This window comes from Symploca atlantica LB2515 (genome assembly GCF_052546295.1).
In genome coordinates this window covers 1,285,623-1,304,618 of sequence record NZ_JBQWMT010000001.1, presented here as the reverse complement: position 1 = coordinate 1,304,618, position 18,996 = coordinate 1,285,623, and the positions used below count along the sequence as shown (strand labels likewise).

Sequence of the window (18,996 nt, the reverse complement as noted above, 5' to 3'; positions counted from 1 at the left end):
CAGCTAGATAACAGGGTCAGCATGAGCATTAAAATCGGTATCTTAACTGCTTCAGACCGTGCTAGTGCCGGGGTCTATGATGACCTTTCTGGTAAAGCAGTAATTAATTTACTGGGGGAATATCTCACTAGTCAGTGGGAACCCATTTACAAAGTCATCCCGGATGACCAGCAAAGTATTGAAACAGAACTCAAACGGATGATTGATCAGGTTCAATGTTGCCTAGTAATTACAACTGGCGGTACTGGCCCTGCTCCTCGGGATGTCACGCCGGAAGCTACAGAAGCAGTTTGTCAGAAAATGCTTCCAGGATTTGGGGAATTGATGCGTTCGGTTTCTTTGCAGTATGTGCCAACGGCCATCCTCTCTCGACAAACCGCAGGCATTCGAGGCAATGGTCTGATTGTCAATCTTCCGGGAAAACCCAAGTCTATTAAAGAATGTCTCGAAGCTGTTTTCCCTGCCATCCCCTATTGCGTCGATTTAATCGGTGGGCCTTATTTAGAATGCAACCCAGAAGTAATCCAAGTTTTCCGACCAAAGCGCTAGGGGTAGAAGTCAACTGAGTCATACTGGCTCGTGGCGTCCAGCAAGATTTGCCACCACCACCGCTAACTGATGAGGATCTACTGGCTTAGAGACATGTAGGTGGAAACCTGCCAAGATTGCAGCGGTGCAGTCTTCAGGTCTAGCGTAAGCTGTCAGTGCGACGGCGGGAATCTTTCCTCCTTGCTCGGGAGACAGCGCCCTGACACGCTTAATTAGTGCGTAGCCATCCTCTCCTGGCATGCCAATATCACTCACTAGCACATCCGGCTTTAACTGTTGCAGTGTGACTAGTGCATCGCTAGCGTTGGCTACTGTTTTCACTTGTGCTCCATATTGTTCAAGGATCAGGCTCAGTAGCTCCCGCGCCTCAGCCTGATCATCCACAACCAGTATTCGTAACTCTTCAAGTGAAAGAGGGCAGGGATTGGCTATTTGATCTGGAAAAGCTAGGGGATTTGCTCCATTTTGAGGAGTTCGCAGGCGCACTGCCCTCAACGGTAGCTCAACAATAAAGGTTGCTCCCTTTCCGATTCCCAGGCTTTCTGCGTGGACTGTCCCGCCATGGAGTTCGACAAGGTGGCGTACAATAGCTAATCCTAGTCCCAGTCCACCATAGGCTCTTGTCCTAGCGCTATCAGCTTGGCGAAAGCGATCAAAAACATAGGGGAGAAACTCCGCCGAGATACCTACTCCTGTATCAGTTACCCGAACTTGGGCGCGGGATTTTTCTAGTAGTAGTCTGACCTCAACACGCCCCTTTTGGGGAGTGAACTTAACGGCATTAGAGAGCAGGTTCCAAAAAACCTGTTGTAAGCGGTTGATATCACCCGAAACTATGCCAATTAAAGACTCTGAGCAAAAATTAATGCCAATCTCCTTAGCCTCAGCAGCGGGGCGCACAACTTCAATTGCTGCCTGAATCACTGGTGTCAGTTCCAGTTGGCGAACGTCCAAGTTGAGCTTGCCCCTAATAATGCCAGATACATCTAGAACATCTTCAATCAGTTGTGCCAGGGATTTGGTATTGCGCTCAATGGTTTCTAGGGCTCTAGCCGTGGTAGTTTCGTTAAACTTGCGGCTGCGCAGCATCGTTGTCCATCCCAGCATGGCGTTGAGGGGAGTACGCAGTTCATGGGAAAGTGTAGCGAGGAATTCGTCTTTAATACGATTGGCTACTTCGGCTGATTCACGGGCTGCTTGCTCCCGTTCCAAGCTCTGGGCGAGTTCTTCTTGAGCTCGTTTATTGGCAGTCACATCACGCAAGGTGGTCACCGCGAGAATCATCCGCCCAGAAGAGTCGTGGACTGGCGTTCCGCTATAGTTTCCAATCCACACCTTTCCGGTATCAAGCCGATGAACTTGCACTTCGTAATTATCAAATGTCTCGCCGCGTAGCGATCGCGCTAGAGGCCACTCCTCTAATGGCATCACTCGTCCATCTAGGTAATGTAGCTCGAAGATCTCTTGGAAATCCTCCAACTGCCGACGCACTTGAGCAAGGTTCTGGTGTTCGTGGATGCGCAAAGCCGCAGGATTCATTGTCAGTACGTTGCCCTCAGGGTCAGAAATAATCAATCCTTCTCTGATGCTGCTCACGACAGCCTCTAGTTGTCTCAGGCTATTCTCTAATTGCTTAAGTAGCTCTTGGCGTTCTTCTTCTGCTCGTCGGCGCTCAGTGATGTCCATCTCCACACCAAGCATCCGCACCGGTTTGTTGTCCTTTCTAAAAAGGCGGGCTTTAGTTGCTATCCAACTTAAACTGCCGTCAGATTGTAAGATACGGAAATCAGCATCTAATTCTGTATCTTCCTGAAGTACACGTTTAACTTCTTGTTCTACCCTTACTCGATCATCAGCATAGATCAGATCTGCCCAGTCTTCATAGTTGGTGAATCCACCAGGCGCTAGTCCATAGATGGCTTCAATATTGCCGGTTAAAGTCAATTCACCCGTGGGAATATTCCAGTCAAACGTACCGATTTTGCCGATCTGCTGAGCCAGTTTCAATCGCTGTTGATCTTTTTGCAGTGCTTCCTCTGCCTGCTTGCGTTCTGTGACATCGGTAATCATGGCGATCGCACCATTAAATTCTCCTGATTTTGTCATAATTGGGCTAGCTGAAACGATTGCCCACAAGTTAGAGCCATCCCGACGGTGGAAACATAAGTCAAACTGCGTTTTTATGCCCTGTTTTTGTCGCTCAATCTGTTGCTCTAGTTGATTTCGAGCCATGATATCCATAAAGTAATAGATATCATGGTCAAGCATGTCTTCAATTCTCAGACCCAGCATCTGAGCCATCTGTTGATTGGCATATTTGATCCGCAGTTGGGCATCAATTAACCAGATGCCTTCATTAGCTGTATCGAGAAGACGGCGATACTGCTCTTCACTCTCTCGGAGCTGTGAAAGATTTGTCTGAGCTCGCTCTCTCGCAATGCGTCGTTGTGTTTCCAGGGAGCTAATCAAGAGCGCTACCAGTACAAATACGCCCAATCTGATGATTCCATTTAAGGTGATTAGGAATACATTGGCTGGAGGACTGATAAAGTAGGCAATAGCCAAAGTCGATAAGGCTGTAGCCACTAGTCCTGGTCCATGACCTTTATACCAGGCACTAATCGCTATGGCTGCATAGAATAGCGAGAAATTAACCGATGTCAACCAAGGTTGTAAGCACAGTGTCAGAATCAAGGCACTAGCTGTAGTTAGGATAGCTACTCCATAACCTTTGACGTGGGTTGGCATTCGGCTTACCATTTTCTCTCCTTCGGCTCTGGTAATTTGGTAAAGTCTTGAGGAATTGCCAAGTTAATGCGATCGCCTTGTTGAAGGTGAGTAGTTAAGCTCACTTTTGGTGATGCAGTCGGTTGATACACAGGCAATTTCCTTAAGAGTCTGTTACCTCACTCGAGAGGATTCTAATCTAGATTATCGAATAAGCTTTGATCTAAGTATCACCCCACAGATGCAGAGATTTGAGATGTTTAATTCCGTCGAGGAAAAGCAGTAGAACTTTATTCCTAAGTACCCCTGATATTTATCACAGAAGTCGGGAATCTGGGTTGTCTTTTCTGCACTTGTGATCAGCAATGTCTATATTCCCTGGTTTAATTTTTCTCTGCCGACTGTTCTGGTTTAGCAGTTGTAGTTGTTTGTTGGCTTAAGCTGTTGAAATAAAGACCACCTACCGAGAACAAAAATAGTAGGTAAGCTAAAGCTTGAATTAGATAAATTTTTGCTCGGTAACCAAACAAAGCTTTGAGTACTAATCCAGGAAACTGGTTATCGGGTAAGACGCCGCTAATATCCCAAACCATCGGGCCAAGAAGGCAAGAAGAGTACTCTGTCAAGGGGCTATAGGAAAAGCACAACCCTGAGAACCCAGAGTTCATTTGCGCCAAGATGGCAACAGCTTGATCGACATGCTTAAGGGCACCAATTACTAAACCTGCAACGATGAGTAGTAACAATATACCCATGACTTGGAAAAACTGGCGGATATTAATCTTGATGCCCCACTTGAACAGCACAATACCAATAAGAGTTGCTCCTGCTAAGCCACCAATTGCTCCTAGCGCTGGTGCTAGCCCTTGTTGAAACTTGGCAATAATAAAAACCACAGTTTCAAAGCCTTCTCGCAAGACAGCAACGAAAATTAAGCCAAAAACTCCCCATCCAGCACCAGTACCTTGGTTGATTGCGGTTTTGATATTGCCTTCAATTTCTCCTTTGAGAGTTCGCGCCTGTTGCGTCATCCAGATCAACATCCAACTGAGCAAAGCGATCGCTATTACACCAAAAACTGCCTCTAGAAGCGGTTCAATTAGTGTTGCATATTCTGGATAACTGGCACTCAAGGTTTGAATACCCCAGCTGAACAAGACACCAACTAGGGCACTAGCGACAATCCCCGCTATCACACCGGCATACACCAATGAGTTTAGTTGTTGGGCTTGAGCTTTTTTCAGGCAAGCCAAGACAATTCCTACGACTAGGGCGGCTTCAACGCCTTCTCGTAGAGTAATTACAAAGGTCGGCAGAGCAGCGCTAAAATCCATATTAAATCTGAGTAGCTTCGGTTGAGTATAGTTTCTTAGAGAAAATAGCTGTCATTAGAAATTAGCTATTAGTTCTTTTCTTCAGATAAGTTTGACAACTCGAACCTTAAAAGTCCAAGTCTCTTAATCGTGCAAGCGCTGAGTAAGGAACACTTTTCTCAAACCTCTAGTCTTTTAATCCAAAGACTACAATTTTTGGAGTTAACTAGCCCACTGGCATAATCCAGTTGGGCGAAGTGAGCTAACAACAGCACAGCCTATCATCTTAACTACTAAGTACCTAACTCTTCTAGAGTAGTCATTAACCCATAACAATTTCTAGTTTAGGAAGTCAGAAGTTATGAAATTAGGAATTTTGACAATTACAGGACTAATGCTTACAGGTGTTTTTATTGCCCCTGCTCAAGCACAAAGACGAATCTGCATTGTTGGCGAACGCAGCAACGATGTCGTTTGTGGGAGACCAGCAACTGAGCGTGAGATTCGGTCATCTGACAACTGGCAATATGATCAACGTCGTCCAACCACAAGAGACGATTTACGGCGACTTCGCCCCAGAGAAGATGTCAATAAAAGGATCAATGAGATTTATCGAGAAGTGCTCGGTCGCAATGCAGACAGCGGCGGTTTGAGAACTTACGGCGAGCGTGTTACCTCAGGAGACTGGGACTATGAGAAGGTTCGTGACGATTTAGCTGACTCTAGGGAGGCGCGAGATAAAATCAACCAGATTTATCGAGAAATTCTCAGGCGCGATGTAGACAACAGTGGACTGAAAACTTACACTAACCGTCTAAGAGAAGGTTGGTCACTTGCCGATGTGCGCCGCGATTTAGCCAACAGCCGCGAAGCTAGACAAATTCAGCAGGGAACAGAGGTGAGAGATAATAATAGGAGAAATAGAAGACGTTGACTTTTCCCCACCTTGAAAAACGGGAATTCGTTGTCAAGATAAAATAGAAGATTACTAAGGAAAAATTGAGACTATCAGCCCGACGAGGAGTGTGCATAGCTCAATTTTTTGTTTTCTATTTGCCACTCACCATATTTTTCTCTAATACAGAGCATCTCAGAAAAATACACAGATCATGTCATGGCGAGCATGCTTATGAGATCCTGGAAATAGTCAAAGGTGGTCAAGGGAGTATGAAGAAATGGCACAAAATCATCAGTCAACAGTTGTGATCACGGGCGCATCATCGGGCGTCGGTTTGTACGCCGCTAAAGCCCTTGCTCAAAGGGGATGGCACGTAGTGATGGCCTGTAGGAACTTGGCCAAAGCCCAAGAAGCGGCTCAAACTTTGGAAATACCGCAGGACAGCTACACGCTGATGGAAATTGACCTGGGTTCTCTAGAGAGTGTTCGACACTTTGTCAAGAACTTCAGGGAAAGCGGCAAATCTCTAGACGCCTTGGTGTGCAACGCCGCAATTTATATGCCTCTGTTAAAAGAGCCATTGCGCTCTCCAGAAGGCTATGAGTTGAACGTTGCCACGAATCACCTCGGTCATTTCCTGCTGTGTAACCTCATGCTGGAGGATCTGAAAAACTCTTCGTCTTCTGACCCCAGGCTAGTCATCTTGGGTACTGTGACGCATAATCCAGACGAGTTGGGTGGTAAGATTCCGCCGCGCCCTGACTTAGGAGAACTCAAGGGCTTTGCCGAGGGCTTTAAAGCGCCAATCTCGATGATTGATGGCAAGAAGTTTGAACCTGTTAAGGCCTATAAGGATAGCAAGGTTTGCAATGTACTGACGATGCGAGAACTGCATCGGCGTTATCACGAAGCGACAGGGATTACCTTCAGCTCACTTTATCCGGGCTGTGTTGCAGAGACACCACTATTCCGCAACCACTATCCCCTGTTTCAGAAAATCTTCCCCTTATTCCAGAAATATATCACTGGGGGGTATGTGTCTCAAGAGTTGGCAGGAGAGCGAGTCGCGATGGTGGTTGCTGATCCTGAGTACAAACAATCTGGTATTTATTGGAGTTGGGGAAATCGCCAGAAGAAAGACGGCAAGTCTTTTGTTCAGAGGGTTTCTCCTCAAGCCCGTGATGATGAGAAGGCTGAGCGCATGTGGGAACTGAGCGCTAAGTTAGTGGGAGTGGCGTGATGGGGTACTGAGTGTAGAGTACCGTTTGCATCTTGGATTTTGTGGGCATGAAACCTCCTTCACCAAGATTTTGATAGGTGTACAGTGAGTGGGGAACCTGTGGTAAACCCCGTATCTGTACACCGATGGAGGTGAAAAGTTTTGCTAAAAGTACGTAACGCATTTAGCAATTACAGCAGTAGATGGAGGCGTGGTAAGTGTTGCTGGAAAAGTTGAGAGGGAATTAATGAGAAATTTCTGAGAGTTCTTTAAGGTGATCCTTTTTCATTATCATCTGTTGGACTTTGACCACTGTAGTAATTTTCTCGAAGAATTTTAGGTTCCGGTAGATCAAATATCTCAGATGGGCTACCTTGTAGAGCAAGATCTCGTGCACCAACAAGCATGGGATCATTTTTGTTGACCGAGAATTCTTGCACAGCACTTGGCTCAAACTGTCCTAATATCAAAAGATAGTTTTTCTCCAACCTACTTGGCGGTAAAGGTTCAGAGCGAAGAGCTTTTTTAACAGCTTCAATATGACGATTTTGTTTAAAGTCGTTGTACTTATGTCCCAAATATAACCAAGTTTCAGTTGCCATAAGTCTTTCAGTTATACTAACTGAGCTATCTGAGATGGTCGCAAATCCAACAATTAGCTCCCACTCTTGAGCATCAACATTAGGAAGGAACCGCATCGCTCTAATTGTGATAGCTTTGAGATATTCAGCGGACTGCTCAAGATTGTGATAGCGATAGTGTTTTAATAAGGCTCTAATTTCGCTATGATAGCCTTGGTGCGCTAAATTCTCCAATATATTTATGGGATCGCGGATGATCCAAAAAGCTTCACGCAAAATTTCCATTAGGACGTTAAGTATATCCTCAAGTCCTAAAACAGAAAGTCTGTAAAGGGCAAAGCGAATATATCTTTGCAGCTTGCGTATTTCACTTAGCTTACTACCGTTTGATTCTTGTAGCTCTCGCCAACTATTCTGGAATAGCTCAACTAGTTGTTTCCGTAAGTCATTTCTATTTTCGTTCCAGATATTATTTGAGCTGATAAAGGATGCAGCCCATAGGTCAATTGCATCAAATGTATCGCTATTTGGTGGTTGTGTAGACTTTAATTCTCCCTCTAGTCCCAAAACTTCTTTTTGCTTTGCCAAGTCCCCATCGCGACTTTTCGAGCTGAAGAGGTACTCATATATTCTGCGACTGAGTTCCGTCTCATGTGTATAAATTTTTATTGCTTTTAAGCAATTTTGATAACATTCAATGTTGTACCACCAGAGCATGTCAGTATGATAAGAACTTGCAAAAATAGCACGGTGTTCTGAGTTCATAATCCAAAGTGGATTTACAACACTCTTAAAACGATTGCTTAATCTCTCCAGATATTCATCCTCCTCAGATTGCTCTAAAAATAAAGACACATCATAAATTTTTTCTGTTTTTTTCTCATTGAGGTTTAGACCTAGCTTTTGTAGTTCATCTCTTAAGGTATCTTCAACTTCATCCATATCTTCGGGATTTGGAATGATGATAATCATGTCATCTACATAGCGATGAAGTTCAACTCCCCACTCGTTACCACTTCCAAATTTTGCATCTATTGGAGTTAAATATATATTTGCATAGAAGCCTGAGCCAATGCTTCCTTGCGTTATCCCTTGACCCAGTTCATGTTCATCAATATCTTTAGAAAGCAATAGTCGGATTAGCCAGCGTATACGTTGGCTAACTGTTAATTCTTTGGAAAGACCACTATAGAGCTGATCCTGAATTATTTTTGTATAGAAAGATTCAATATCTACATTCAAAATTGCGCCGTTGGGGTAGTTGCTAGCACTGTCCCGCGCCTTTTTCATATAATAACAATAAGCGTTGAACCAATACTCATAAAGATACTCTGTGTCTCTATGTCCATATTTTCCAGAAATTCTATATGCGTAGCTACTACCTCTCAACTGAGAGGCCTTATCACCTAATCTCTGGATAATTGCAACTGACAAAATCTCTTCTTCAAGACGTGAAATTCCTTTAGGGCGAGAAAGTGTTAAGTTCTTAGGTATTTTATACGAAATAATTTCATCAGTTAAGGCAACGTCTTTAGCATAAGCACACAGTTGTTCTCGTAATCTTTCAAGCTTTACATCGAGGCTTAGCTCAAACAGACGCATTTCAGTTTCATCGAATAATGCCTCTCTTAAAAGGTTGTTGCGTGCCCTTGCCCAAGCCAACCTAAGATTGTCGAGACTTATTACACCATTCCAATCTTGATCCTCTGTTAAATCAGCACTCCATATCGTTTGAAAATCAGCATAGAATATTATGGGATTACCTGTTTTATCCCTATTTTTATCTTTCCAATAACTACTATGCGGATTTTCAAAAAATATTTCATGATTGCCATTATTTATTTGCTTAACTACATGACGTTTTTCTATAACATCTTTTAGAGTCAACGCCATTTCTTTGACTCGTTTCTCTAGAGTTACTTCACTATTAGTATTAGCTTGAACATATTTTTCTATGTTTTTAGTTGCAATAGTCAAGACATGCATTGTATCAACTGGCACATCTTCAATTATCTGTTTATACGCATAAGCCTCAGTACTACCAAAATTTTCAGGAATTTCTGTAAGGAAATTACATATTTCAGGATCGATCTTCATCAGCTCATTATATTCCTCTTCTTTATTTCTAAAACCTTGACTAAATGGAGAAATGACATTTAATTGAATTGTCAAAATATTTGAAAGACAAGGAAGATGAAATGTATTAAGTTCTTTTTTGAGGTTTTGAATAATTCCAAGTGTGGCTTCTGGAAAACCACTCTTTACACAGGCGAATTCTAACTCTATTGTATCTACGGCAGAAGTTTTCAATTTCTCCATGAGTTGCTTGTAAAGAAGAATTGAAAATTTATTGGGATCTACACCAATAGCAAAAATATTAATGTCATTTGAAATTTTCCCTTTTTCTTTCAAGATAAGTGCTGCCTCTATTACAGCAGCAGTACCAGCTCCTGCACCACATCCAATATCTAAAATGCAAATTCTTTGCTTATGCCTAAGCCAGCTTATTAAGTTATCTTCCCTAACAACATTTTCTAAAATGTGTGCAGCTTTAAAGTAGTGTGCAGGAAAAAGATTATAGTACTGGAAAGCTACACTCTTTAGATCTTCACCTTGCAGTATCTTTTGCCACTTTTTTCGAGGATCTATTGATTTATAGCCTTTGGCTATATCAATACTATCAAGCCACTGATGTACAGCAGTATAAGCTTCTGCAACCAGAGGATGAAAACAACGATATATGGGGGTATTATCACTCACTGATATATTCCTTAGGTATTTCGTTAATAAATTTACCGGGAGATTTTGAGTAGCCCCGGAAATCTCTCGAATAAGCTGAAATAAACAACCTTTGCTTTGCCCTCGTCATGGCAACATAAAACAAGCGCCTTTCTTCCTCTAAATTATCGTCACGAACACTAAAAAAACTGGGAAACTCATCCTCAGTAACCCCTGCAATAAAAACTGTGTCAAACTCCAAACCTTTGGATTGATGAATAGTAATAATCGGAACTTGGTTGTCATTTTGAGAGACTTGATCCAAGTTTTTAGCCAGGGCTGTGAATTCAAGAATGCTGCGTAAAGCTGTGTCAGGGTGCAAATTTGGATTATCCTGTTCTTGAAAAACTTCTACAAGATGCAATAGGTTTTGCTGTCGTTTTTCTTCTGACTGGTAATATTTGTAGAGTCCAGATTCAACTAGCAATTTGTCTAGCAGTTTTGAAGGTCGCATGGTTTGGCTGGCATCACGCCAGTTATCCATTTGTTCAGCTAGTTCATCAAACTCTTCGCCGTAGCGATAAACCAACGCTTGACGGTAATCTGCCCTGCGTCCAATCAGTGGAATTAGTACTGCTAGCAAGTCAATTGTGCTTCTTACATCATCCATGGCCTTATGACTAGGCAAATGTGCAAGATTCAGGTGTTCTGCCAAGGCTTCCAGACTGTAGCGCTCAGTTTTGATGAAGCGATTTGCTAGCTCTAAAGTATCTTCCCATCGCAGCTTGGGAACGGATACACCAGCTTTCTGCGCTTGAGCTGTTACCATCTTGATGTCAAAGCCGACATTATGGCCAATTAACATGGCATTTCTCACAAACTCGAAGAATTCGCGGAAAACCTCTTGAGCTGGTCTACCATGTTCTGCTAAGAAGCGATCGCTATGTCCGTGTATCCACTCCGAGTCACCAACACTTACTGTGTTGGCAATATAAGCATGAAACTCATCCTGTGGTTGTCCCTGAAATAAACGAATTGCAGCAATTTCTACAACTTCATCCTGGCTGACGGAAAATCCTGTTGTCTCAACATCAAAGACAATTACCGTTAGGGATGAATAGGCACTCAGTAGTTCACCAAAAGGATCGTCATCGATAAGCGTCTGACTAGATACCAGATCCGTCAGTCTAAAGCCACAATCTTTACCCTCTTCAATAACATTATTGATGGTTACATCTCCAATTCCACGACTTGGACGGAGCAAAATCCGACGCATCGAACCTGTATCAAAGGGATTCAAAACTAGACGCAGGTAAGCCAAAGCATCTTTAACTTCCTGTCGCATGAAAAATTGGAACCGCTCAACCGTCACACAGGGAATTCCCATCTGTTCCAGTGCTTGACTAACTATTTCTGTTCGCCGATGGTTACGAGCGAGAACCGCCACTCGACTGTAAGCAAAATCTCGGCAATCGCCTGCTAATTGCTGAATCTGTCTGCCGATCCACTTTGCCTCAGCCCGTTCATCTTTAGCAACATGAATTTGAATTGGTTCTCCTAGCTCACAATTAGGGGCTGGTTTAATCTGAGTTTGCCGATGCTCAAAGGAATCTGCAAAACCAGAAGCGGCTTGTAAGAGAGTTTTTGTTGCTCGATAGTTCCAGGTTAGGGAATACTCTGTCGGTTGAAAGTCGCGTTTGAATTGAGCAATTACTTGATCAGGTTCAGATCCTCGCCACTCATAAATTGTTTGGTCTAAATCTCCAATCATCGCTAAATTGCCACTTCGAGATGCTAAGTGACTGACAAGGCTGTACTCGGAAAGATGAGTATCTTGAACCTCATCAACTTGGACAAAATCGAACTTTTCCGCCCAACGTTGGCTAATCTCTGGTTCTTGATGCAACATTGCCCGAACATAAAAAAGTAAATCCCCAAAGTCTAGAACGTGGCGTTTTTGCAGAATGGCTTGATATTGAGCAGCACGTCTAGCCCCATATTTCTCTAGTGTTGTGTACAGTTCTTCTAGGGAATTACTGAGAGATAGCTGGAAATTACGAGCTTTAGTTTTGCAGTTAGCCAGCTCAAAGAATAACTGCTTAGCCTCTTTATCTCTAGAAAAACTAAAGACTTCCTTGATTAGTTCAATGCAATCAGCATCATCATAAATTACAAAATCTGCTGGTATGCCAAGCTGACTAGCCTCTATCCTCAGCATTGAGGCACATAAACCGTGGAATGTCTTGATAGTAAGATAGGGTAAATGATCTGGACAGTACTGAGACAAGCGTCCTCTCATCTCTTGAGAGGCTCGGTTAGTGAACGTGAGGCAAAGAATTCTTTGGGGAGAAATACCTCTCTTCATTGCATTTAAAGCTCGCTCTGCTAAAACGCGAGTCTTACCCGTACCAACAGGAGCAAGTACTAAAACTGCACCTTTGGTGTGGTTAGCGATCGCTCTCTGTTGAGAGTTAAGTTCGTTTTCCATATTGAGCAAAACTCTAAAGTTATCTCGCAAGCGTTGATGAATGCGATCGCTTTTTCAGTAAACTTTGCCGAGCTAGCGCTGATCATGCTAACGTCAACAATAATTCATACATACAAGGTAGTTGGTTCTCCGGATGGGTAACTCTCCCCTATCGCAAACCATCCACAGGGAAAGCGATCGATCCCAGTTGCCACACATTCCTGTAACCGAACCTTGTAAGATGATACTAATTTGTCACTGCTAACTTAGCGACACTAAGTAATCATTGATGACAAATAATTGTTCACTCTACATCTATAAAAGCGGGCGGCGAGAATCGAACTCGCATCATTAGCTTGGAAGGCTAAGGTTTTACCACTAAACTACGCCCGCAGTTTTTGGCATATTAATTTGCACTCTAAATAAGTTAGCACAATTTTCACCTTAATAGACAACATCCTTCTTAATTAAATTACGGAGTGATTTGGAAGTTAACCTCATACGTCTGGTCAAAAGGTTGACTTTGTCCATCGTAACCGGGACTAAATTGCCATTGGTCGATGATTTCCTTTGCTAGCTGCATCACATCAACATTGCCACTATCTTGCCCCAATACAGCAGAAATAACGGTGGCTTTGCCAGTGCGATCAATCCTGACAGTAATTCCCAAGCTTAGGGATTGACCAGCATTGGAAACCGAACGCAGATTAATCCTTTTCTCTCTAGGCGTGGATTGGGGTAGTTTGCTGACACTGTCTACACCTGGAGGAAGACCGGAAATTCTTAGATCGGTGAAAGTTACCTGATATGTTCCTCCAGGCTGAGGTTGCCCACTTCCCGGCTGAGGTTGCCCACTTCCCGGCTGAGGTTGCCCACTTCCCGGTTGAGGTTGTCCTGTTCCCGGCTGAGGTTGCCCACTTTCCGGTTGAGGTTGCCCACTTTCCGGTTGAGGTTGTCCGCTTCCCGAATCTGGTATTCCCGGAAAAACTGGAGGCACCTGGTTTACTGGAGGGGCTTGGGGTGGTAGTGGATACTCGAAAGGTTCAGGAGGTGCGGGTGGTTCACTTGAGAAGGGCGGTGGTGGCAGTGGTTGCGGTTCCGCAGGTACTGGCTCGCCAGGGAAGGACAATGGCGGTGGAACCGGAGGTATTGACTGCCGTGGTGGTGGCGGCGGAACCGGAGGTATTGACTGCCGTGGTGGAGGTGGCGGCGGAATCGGAGGTAATGGCGGAATCGGTCGTGGAAGCGGACGTATTGATTCCTGTGGTGGTGGTGGCGGCGGCGGTGGAACGGGATCTCTAGCTACAGGTGTCTCTGTTACAGATGATTGACTGGGTTGTTGTTCCCTAGGGGTCGATTCTCCTGGCGATGCCTGAGATTCAGGCTGTGGGGTTGGCTTGTTCTGCTGCTGGTTAGGGGAAGCACTTGGTGTAGGTTGTTGAGTGGGTTGTACTTCGTTCTGGGATGGTTTCTTGACAGCATTTTGAGTTTCTTTGATTGGTGATGTATCTTCAGGATCCAGGACAATCAGATCTACAGGAATAAAATCTGTAGTCGTCTGCAAGTCCTGGAGGCGTTCCCACAGCAACATACCCAGCATCCAAAAGCCAAGTGAATTAACGACTAAAGAACTCACAATAGCAGCTACCCATAACCCCTTCGGATCTGAGTGATGCCGTTCGGGCATTGGAGTAGTCTGTATTACAGTTGATGGTGCCATGTTTCAAAGCTCGTGGATACACCTTATTCAATAGTGCCAAAAAGCATCAACGTGCTCCGGACAAAAGCGGCAATTGCTGGAGATTTCAGGCGAACCTATCATCCCCTTGCATCATATGACAAGATTACTTAAGTTAAACCAACATCAATCCACCAGGTGTTTTTAGCCAGAATGAGCATATTCTCACTCCAACTACAGCAAGTTCATCCGTGGATCAGGTCGAGCATCATAGTAATTTTGCTGATGCTTTCGGGACTGATGCTCGGCGGTTGTGCAACCTTGAGCAGTGCTACTGAACCTGAAGTTATCTACCAGGAGAGGACTTTTCATAGCTCAGATGGCATTGGCAAGTTCTACATGGGCAGAGAAATTGCTAAGGTGATGGGACATACGGAGGCTCTTTGGCTGGAGCGACCGAGTCGAGAGGCTACAGAGCAACCACAGCAGGTGGTAGATGCCCTTGACTTGAAGCCTACTGATGTTGTGGCAGATCTTGGAGCAGGTACTGGCTATTTTAGCTTCCGTATCAGTCCTTTAGTGCCTCAGGGAAAGGTTTTGGCAGTGGATATTCAGCCAGAAATGCTTGATATTATTGAGTTCTTAGCAAAAGAGAATAAGATTACTAATGTTGAGCCTATTTTGGGTGACCTCAACGAACCCAACCTACCGGAGGAAAGCGTTGATTTGGCACTAATGGTGGATGCTTACCATGAGTTTGAGTATCCTAGGGAAATGATCTCAGGAATTGTCCGGGCACTCAAACCAGGTGGACGCGTGGTGCTAGTAGAGTATCGGCGTGAGAATCCCTTGATTATGATTAAGGCTCTTCACAAAATGACCCAAAAACAAGCCCGTAAAGAAATGAAAGCGATGGGTTTGCAATGGCTAGCAACTAAAAGCTTTTTACCTGAGCAACATTTTATGGTGTTCCAGAAGCCACAGGAGTGACAATAGTCAGCAATGATTTTGGGGGCTAATTAGCAATGGATGCAATCAGGCTAGTCAAGGAAAGTGATGCCCAGAAAATGCTGGCAATTTATGCTCCGGTAGTACAGGAAACTGCCATTTCTTTTGATGTGGAGCCACCCACCAAAACAGAATTTACCGAGCGTATTCGATCTATTTTGGAGTATAGTCCTTGGCTGGTTTGCGAAGTTGATGGAGAAATTTTAGGCTACGCCTGTGCGAGTAAACACCGTCTACGTGAAGCCTACCAATGGTCTGTTGAATCTTCCATATACGTAGCAGCTAACCATAAAAGGAAAGGAGTTGGCAAGGCTCTCTACACTTCTTTATTTAAGGTGCTGCAACTCCAAGGCTTTTATAATGTCTACGCTGGAATTACTCTACCAAATCCAGCGAGTGTCGCCTTGCATGAATCTGTCGGGTTTTCCCATTTTACTGTCTATCAATTAGTGGGATATAAGCTTGGTAAGTGGCACGATGTGGGGTGGTGGCAACTATCGCTACAATCAGAAAGATTAGTGCCTGCGCACCCACCCCTGCCGTTGAGTGAAGTTCAACATTCTGCACAGTGGCAGGAAGCCTTAAACAGTGGACTCTCTATACTGCGCCTGTAATTAGAACCTAAAGATTTCTTCTACTACAACTTCTTGCCAAACTTAGCTTGCAAATCCTCAAGTTTTGTCCCCGTAGGCTTTTTGGTCGTACCATTTTTTTTGTTGCTAGGCTGACTATTTTGTGGCGATCGCATTGACAGAGAAATTCGCTTTAATTTCTCATCAATTGAGAGTACCCACACTTTAACCACCTGTCCTACTTTAACCACCTGTTTAGGATCATCCACAAAGCGATCAGCTAATTGTGAAATATGCACTAATCCATCCTGATGAACGCCAATATCCACAAAGGCTCCAAAGTTAGCAACATTGGTTACAATCCCTTCAAGTTCCATACCTTCCGTAAGGTCTTTAATTTCTTTGACTCCTTCTTTGAAGGTGGCATACTTGAATTCAGCGCGTGGGTCTCTTCCTGGTTTTTCCAGTTCACTAATAATATCTCGTAGGGTTGGTAAGCCGACAGTATCGGTAACGTATTGCTTGAGATCCATCGACTTGAGTCGATCTGCCGCTTGGGTAATTTTCTCCAGCGTTAAATTTAAGTCAGAAGCGATCGCTTTTACTACTGCATAACTCTCTGGATGCACAGCCGTATTGTCCAAGGGGTTATCGCCATTGCGAATACGCAGAAAACCAGCCGCTTGCTCAAATGCTTTTGGTCCCAACTTCGATACTTTGAGGAGGGTTTTGCGATTTTTAAAAGCGCCCTGTTCGTTGCGGTAGCTGACAATATTTTTGGCAACAGTTGGTGTCAATCCAGAAACGAAAGTTAGCAGTTCTTTTGAGGCAGTATTTAAATCAACACCGACATAATTTACACAGCTTTCTACAGTTTCATCCAGCTTTTTTTTGAGTAGTTTTTGGTCAACATCGTGCTGGTATTGTCCTACACCAATTGACTTAGGATCAATTTTGACTAACTCTGCTAGAGGATCCTGCAAACGGCGACCAATACTAATCGCTCCTCGAACCGTAACATCTTGATCAGGAAACTCCTCTCTGGCTAAGTCACTTGCTGAATAAATTGATGCGCCAGATTCATTGACCATTACTTTAATTGGCCGATGTTCCAGGGTTTTGAGGATATCGGAGATAAACTCATCTGTTTCACGGGAAGCTGTACCATTACCAATAGCAATTAGCTCAATGTTGTATTTGGCAATAAAGTTTTTGATTGTTTCAGCCGCTTTTTGACGCTGAGCTGGGGCTTGAAAGGGGAAAATCGTCTGATATTCCAGAAATTTTGCTGTCTCGTCCAAAACAGCCACCTTGCAACCAGTGCGGATTCCTGGATCAACGGCTAAGGTTGGCTTCATTCCGGCTGGTGGAGACAGTAATAACTCACGCAGATTAGTCTCAAAAGTCTTAATTGACTCGATATCAGCATAAGCTTTTCTGTCAGAGCGCACTTCGCTAGTCAGTGATGTTTTCATTAGACGGTTAAACCCGTCTTTGAGAATTTTTCGGTAAAAATCCCGAATTTCTGGCACTTTCGTCTGTATTTCCTGCGACTCCAGGTAAGACATTACCAAGTCTTCATCGAAGGAGAGTTCTAGGTTTAGTACTCCTTCTGCTTCACCGCGTAGTAGTGCCAGCATATTATGCGGTGCAATCTTATTCGCTTTAATCTGGAAATTCCGGTACATCTCGAACTTAGTAGTGCCTTCCGGATAATCCTTTTTTACTCGCGAGACGAATACCCCTTCATTCATCAGGTATTCTCGCAGGTAAGCACGCAACTTTGCTTTCTCAGACACTTCTTCTGCCAGAATGTCAGAGGCACCTCGCAGAGCTTCCTCTGGATTATTTACTCCCTTTTCTGGTGAGACATATTTCGTGGCTTCTTGAGTTAGTGAAGCTGGTGCAGCGCTAGGTGTGTTGAGAGATTTGATTAACTCCGCTAAAGGTTCTAAGCCTTTTTCTCTAGCAATGGTTGCCCTAGTACGTCGTCTTGGTTTATAAGGAAGGTACAGGTCTTCTAATTCAGTTTTTTGCAGGCAGGCAGCGATTTTTGCCTGGAGTTCATCGGTTAGCTTACCTTGAGAAGCGATTTCTTCTAAAATCGTCGCTTTCCTAGCTTCTAGCTCAGTGAGGTAGGTAAATCTCTCGGAGATATCGCGCAGCTGAATTTCGTCAAGGGAGCCTGTCCGCTCTTTCCGATAACGGGCAATAAAGGGAATTGTTGCTCCCTCAGCAAAAAGTTCAAGAGCGTTTTCTATCTGAAAGGATTTCAGGGAAAGCTCTTTTGCCAGTAGTTGAGGAATGTTCAGCATTAGGTATGTGGTCAGTCGGACTTTTCCAGGATAAGCTGACTAGCCTCTACCTGCTAGAAAGCTGGCAACTGCTCTATTGTACTAGGCAACCTTTAAAATAATTAGCAATTCTTGGTGAATCAGAAGTCAACTCTGTTGAAATTTGCTGTGATTTATTCCGAAGGAGGAAAAATAATCGTCTTGCTGATGGAGTAAACCGATCTCTGTTGGGAGCGATTCTGATAGAGGAGTCTTAGTAGGAGAAGCAGCACAATTCAAAAGTACCAGAGTAGAATCTTAAGCAAATTAGCTCTAACGCAATGGGAAAGTGTTCTGTGCCAGTTCCGGGTGTAGTCGGGGGGGACTCGGATGCAAGTAGTCGGAGCAAATTAATCTGTCTGATTTTCCGGCATTTTGTTAGTTAACTAGAAAAGAGAATTAAGAAAGTAATAATCATGACTTTTGGTTGTCAAATTACAATACAGCTCAATAACCAATTTCCAAGAGATACTTACCAAGAGTGGTGGCTTGAAAAGCATATATTGTCTATACTTAAACTACTAAAAAATTAGTATTCGATACCAGCAATAATCTCCCTAGACTAGTAGAAATATAAAATCCTAATGATGATCAGGTAGATGTAAATCATCTTTTAACTAGAGAAAATCTTGAAGTCCTAAATCACAATTATGTCCACTAGGTTCAATTATTTTCTCAGCTTAGGCAAAAATTTAATTTATACTAAATTAAGCTACTCTAGAAATGAAGTGCATTCAGTTTTTTGGACTGGTTTACTGATTAGTTTTCCTTGATGGGTAATATATTTGGCAAAATATAACTAATACCAAAATTCCCGGAAGAGAATTGATGAGTTTCTTTTTTATAGTTTAGCTGCTACAAGTAGAGTTTTCTTCTCGCAAAAATCCTATTTAATTTGTTAGTAGAAGTATAGATTAAATAAATTAATTGAAT

Annotated in this window: 12 protein-coding genes and 1 tRNA gene; 5 read left to right on the top strand and 8 right to left on the bottom strand. The window is 43.5% G+C overall.

Features of this window, described 5'->3' with window-relative positions; genetic code table 11:
- Positions 1-21 precede the first annotated feature (21 nt).
- Positions 22-549 carry a molybdopterin adenylyltransferase gene (gene mog, locus ACT7WV_RS05580; protein WP_445101951.1) on the top strand — a complete coding sequence of 176 codons (528 nt, stop codon included), beginning with the start codon at positions 22-24 and terminating at the stop codon, positions 547-549.
- Between the two features lie 18 nt (positions 550-567).
- Here mog and ACT7WV_RS05575 read toward each other — a convergent pair whose 3' ends face one another.
- From ACT7WV_RS05575 to ACT7WV_RS05565, 3 genes are all read right to left on the bottom strand, one after another.
- Positions 568-3,309 carry a PAS domain S-box protein gene (locus tag ACT7WV_RS05575; protein ID WP_445101950.1) on the bottom strand — a complete coding sequence of 914 codons (2,742 nt, stop codon included), beginning with the start codon at positions 3,307-3,309 and terminating at the stop codon, positions 568-570.
- A complete protein-coding gene (locus tag ACT7WV_RS05570) occupies positions 3,303-3,428 on the bottom strand; it encodes a hypothetical protein (protein WP_445101949.1) in 126 nt (41 codons plus the stop codon). The genes ACT7WV_RS05575 and ACT7WV_RS05570 overlap by 7 nt, the downstream gene beginning before the upstream one ends.
- Before the next feature lie 231 nt (positions 3,429-3,659).
- The gene (locus tag ACT7WV_RS05565; protein WP_445101948.1) at positions 3,660-4,610 is read right to left on the bottom strand and encodes an FTR1 family iron permease; all 951 of its coding nucleotides are present in this window, start codon (positions 4,608-4,610) and stop codon (positions 3,660-3,662) included.
- Between the two features lie 340 nt (positions 4,611-4,950).
- Between ACT7WV_RS05565 and ACT7WV_RS05560 the strand changes: the two genes are divergently transcribed.
- Together ACT7WV_RS05560 and ACT7WV_RS05555 are read left to right on the top strand one after the other, a co-directional pair.
- Positions 4,951-5,523: a hypothetical protein gene (locus tag ACT7WV_RS05560; RefSeq protein WP_445101947.1), complete on the top strand. Its 573-nt coding sequence runs from the start codon at positions 4,951-4,953 to the stop codon at positions 5,521-5,523.
- A 241-nt stretch (positions 5,524-5,764) separates the two neighbouring features.
- Positions 5,765-6,727, top strand: coding sequence for a protochlorophyllide reductase (locus ACT7WV_RS05555; RefSeq protein ID WP_445101946.1), 963 nt, complete (start codon positions 5,765-5,767; stop codon positions 6,725-6,727).
- A 248-nt stretch (positions 6,728-6,975) separates the two neighbouring features.
- Here ACT7WV_RS05555 and ACT7WV_RS05550 read toward each other — a convergent pair whose 3' ends face one another.
- The 4 genes from ACT7WV_RS05550 to ACT7WV_RS05535 all read right to left on the bottom strand — a co-directional run bounded on the left by ACT7WV_RS05550 (position 6,976) and on the right by ACT7WV_RS05535 (position 14,192).
- A complete protein-coding gene (locus ACT7WV_RS05550; protein ID WP_445101945.1) occupies positions 6,976-10,047 on the bottom strand; it encodes an RNA-directed DNA polymerase in 3,072 nt (1,023 codons plus the stop codon).
- Complete coding sequence (locus tag ACT7WV_RS05545; RefSeq protein WP_445101944.1) at positions 10,040-12,493, bottom strand: 3'-5' exonuclease; 2,454 nt, start codon at positions 12,491-12,493, stop codon at positions 10,040-10,042. Before ACT7WV_RS05545 ends, ACT7WV_RS05550 begins: the two co-directional genes overlap by 8 nt.
- 301 nt (positions 12,494-12,794) lie before the next feature.
- Positions 12,795-12,865, bottom strand: a tRNA-Gly gene (locus tag ACT7WV_RS05540).
- Positions 12,866-12,944: 79 nt separating this feature from the next.
- Positions 12,945-14,192, bottom strand: a complete 1,248-nt coding sequence (locus tag ACT7WV_RS05535; protein WP_445101943.1) for a hypothetical protein — start codon at positions 14,190-14,192, stop codon at positions 12,945-12,947.
- Positions 14,193-14,363: 171 nt separating this feature from the next.
- On the opposite strand from ACT7WV_RS05535, the gene ACT7WV_RS05530 reads away from it, so the two are divergent.
- Together ACT7WV_RS05530 and ACT7WV_RS05525 are read left to right on the top strand one after the other, a co-directional pair.
- Complete coding sequence (locus ACT7WV_RS05530; RefSeq protein WP_445101942.1) at positions 14,364-15,140, top strand: class I SAM-dependent methyltransferase; 777 nt, start codon at positions 14,364-14,366, stop codon at positions 15,138-15,140.
- 35 nt (positions 15,141-15,175) lie between these two features.
- Positions 15,176-15,772, top strand: a complete 597-nt coding sequence (locus ACT7WV_RS05525; protein ID WP_445101941.1) for an arsinothricin resistance N-acetyltransferase ArsN1 family B — start codon at positions 15,176-15,178, stop codon at positions 15,770-15,772.
- A gap of 23 nt (positions 15,773-15,795) precedes the next feature.
- Here ACT7WV_RS05525 and ACT7WV_RS05520 read toward each other — a convergent pair whose 3' ends face one another.
- Positions 15,796-18,045, bottom strand: coding sequence for a Tex family protein (locus ACT7WV_RS05520; RefSeq protein ID WP_445101940.1), 2,250 nt, complete (start codon positions 18,043-18,045; stop codon positions 15,796-15,798).
- Positions 18,046-18,996: the final 951 nt, after the last annotated feature.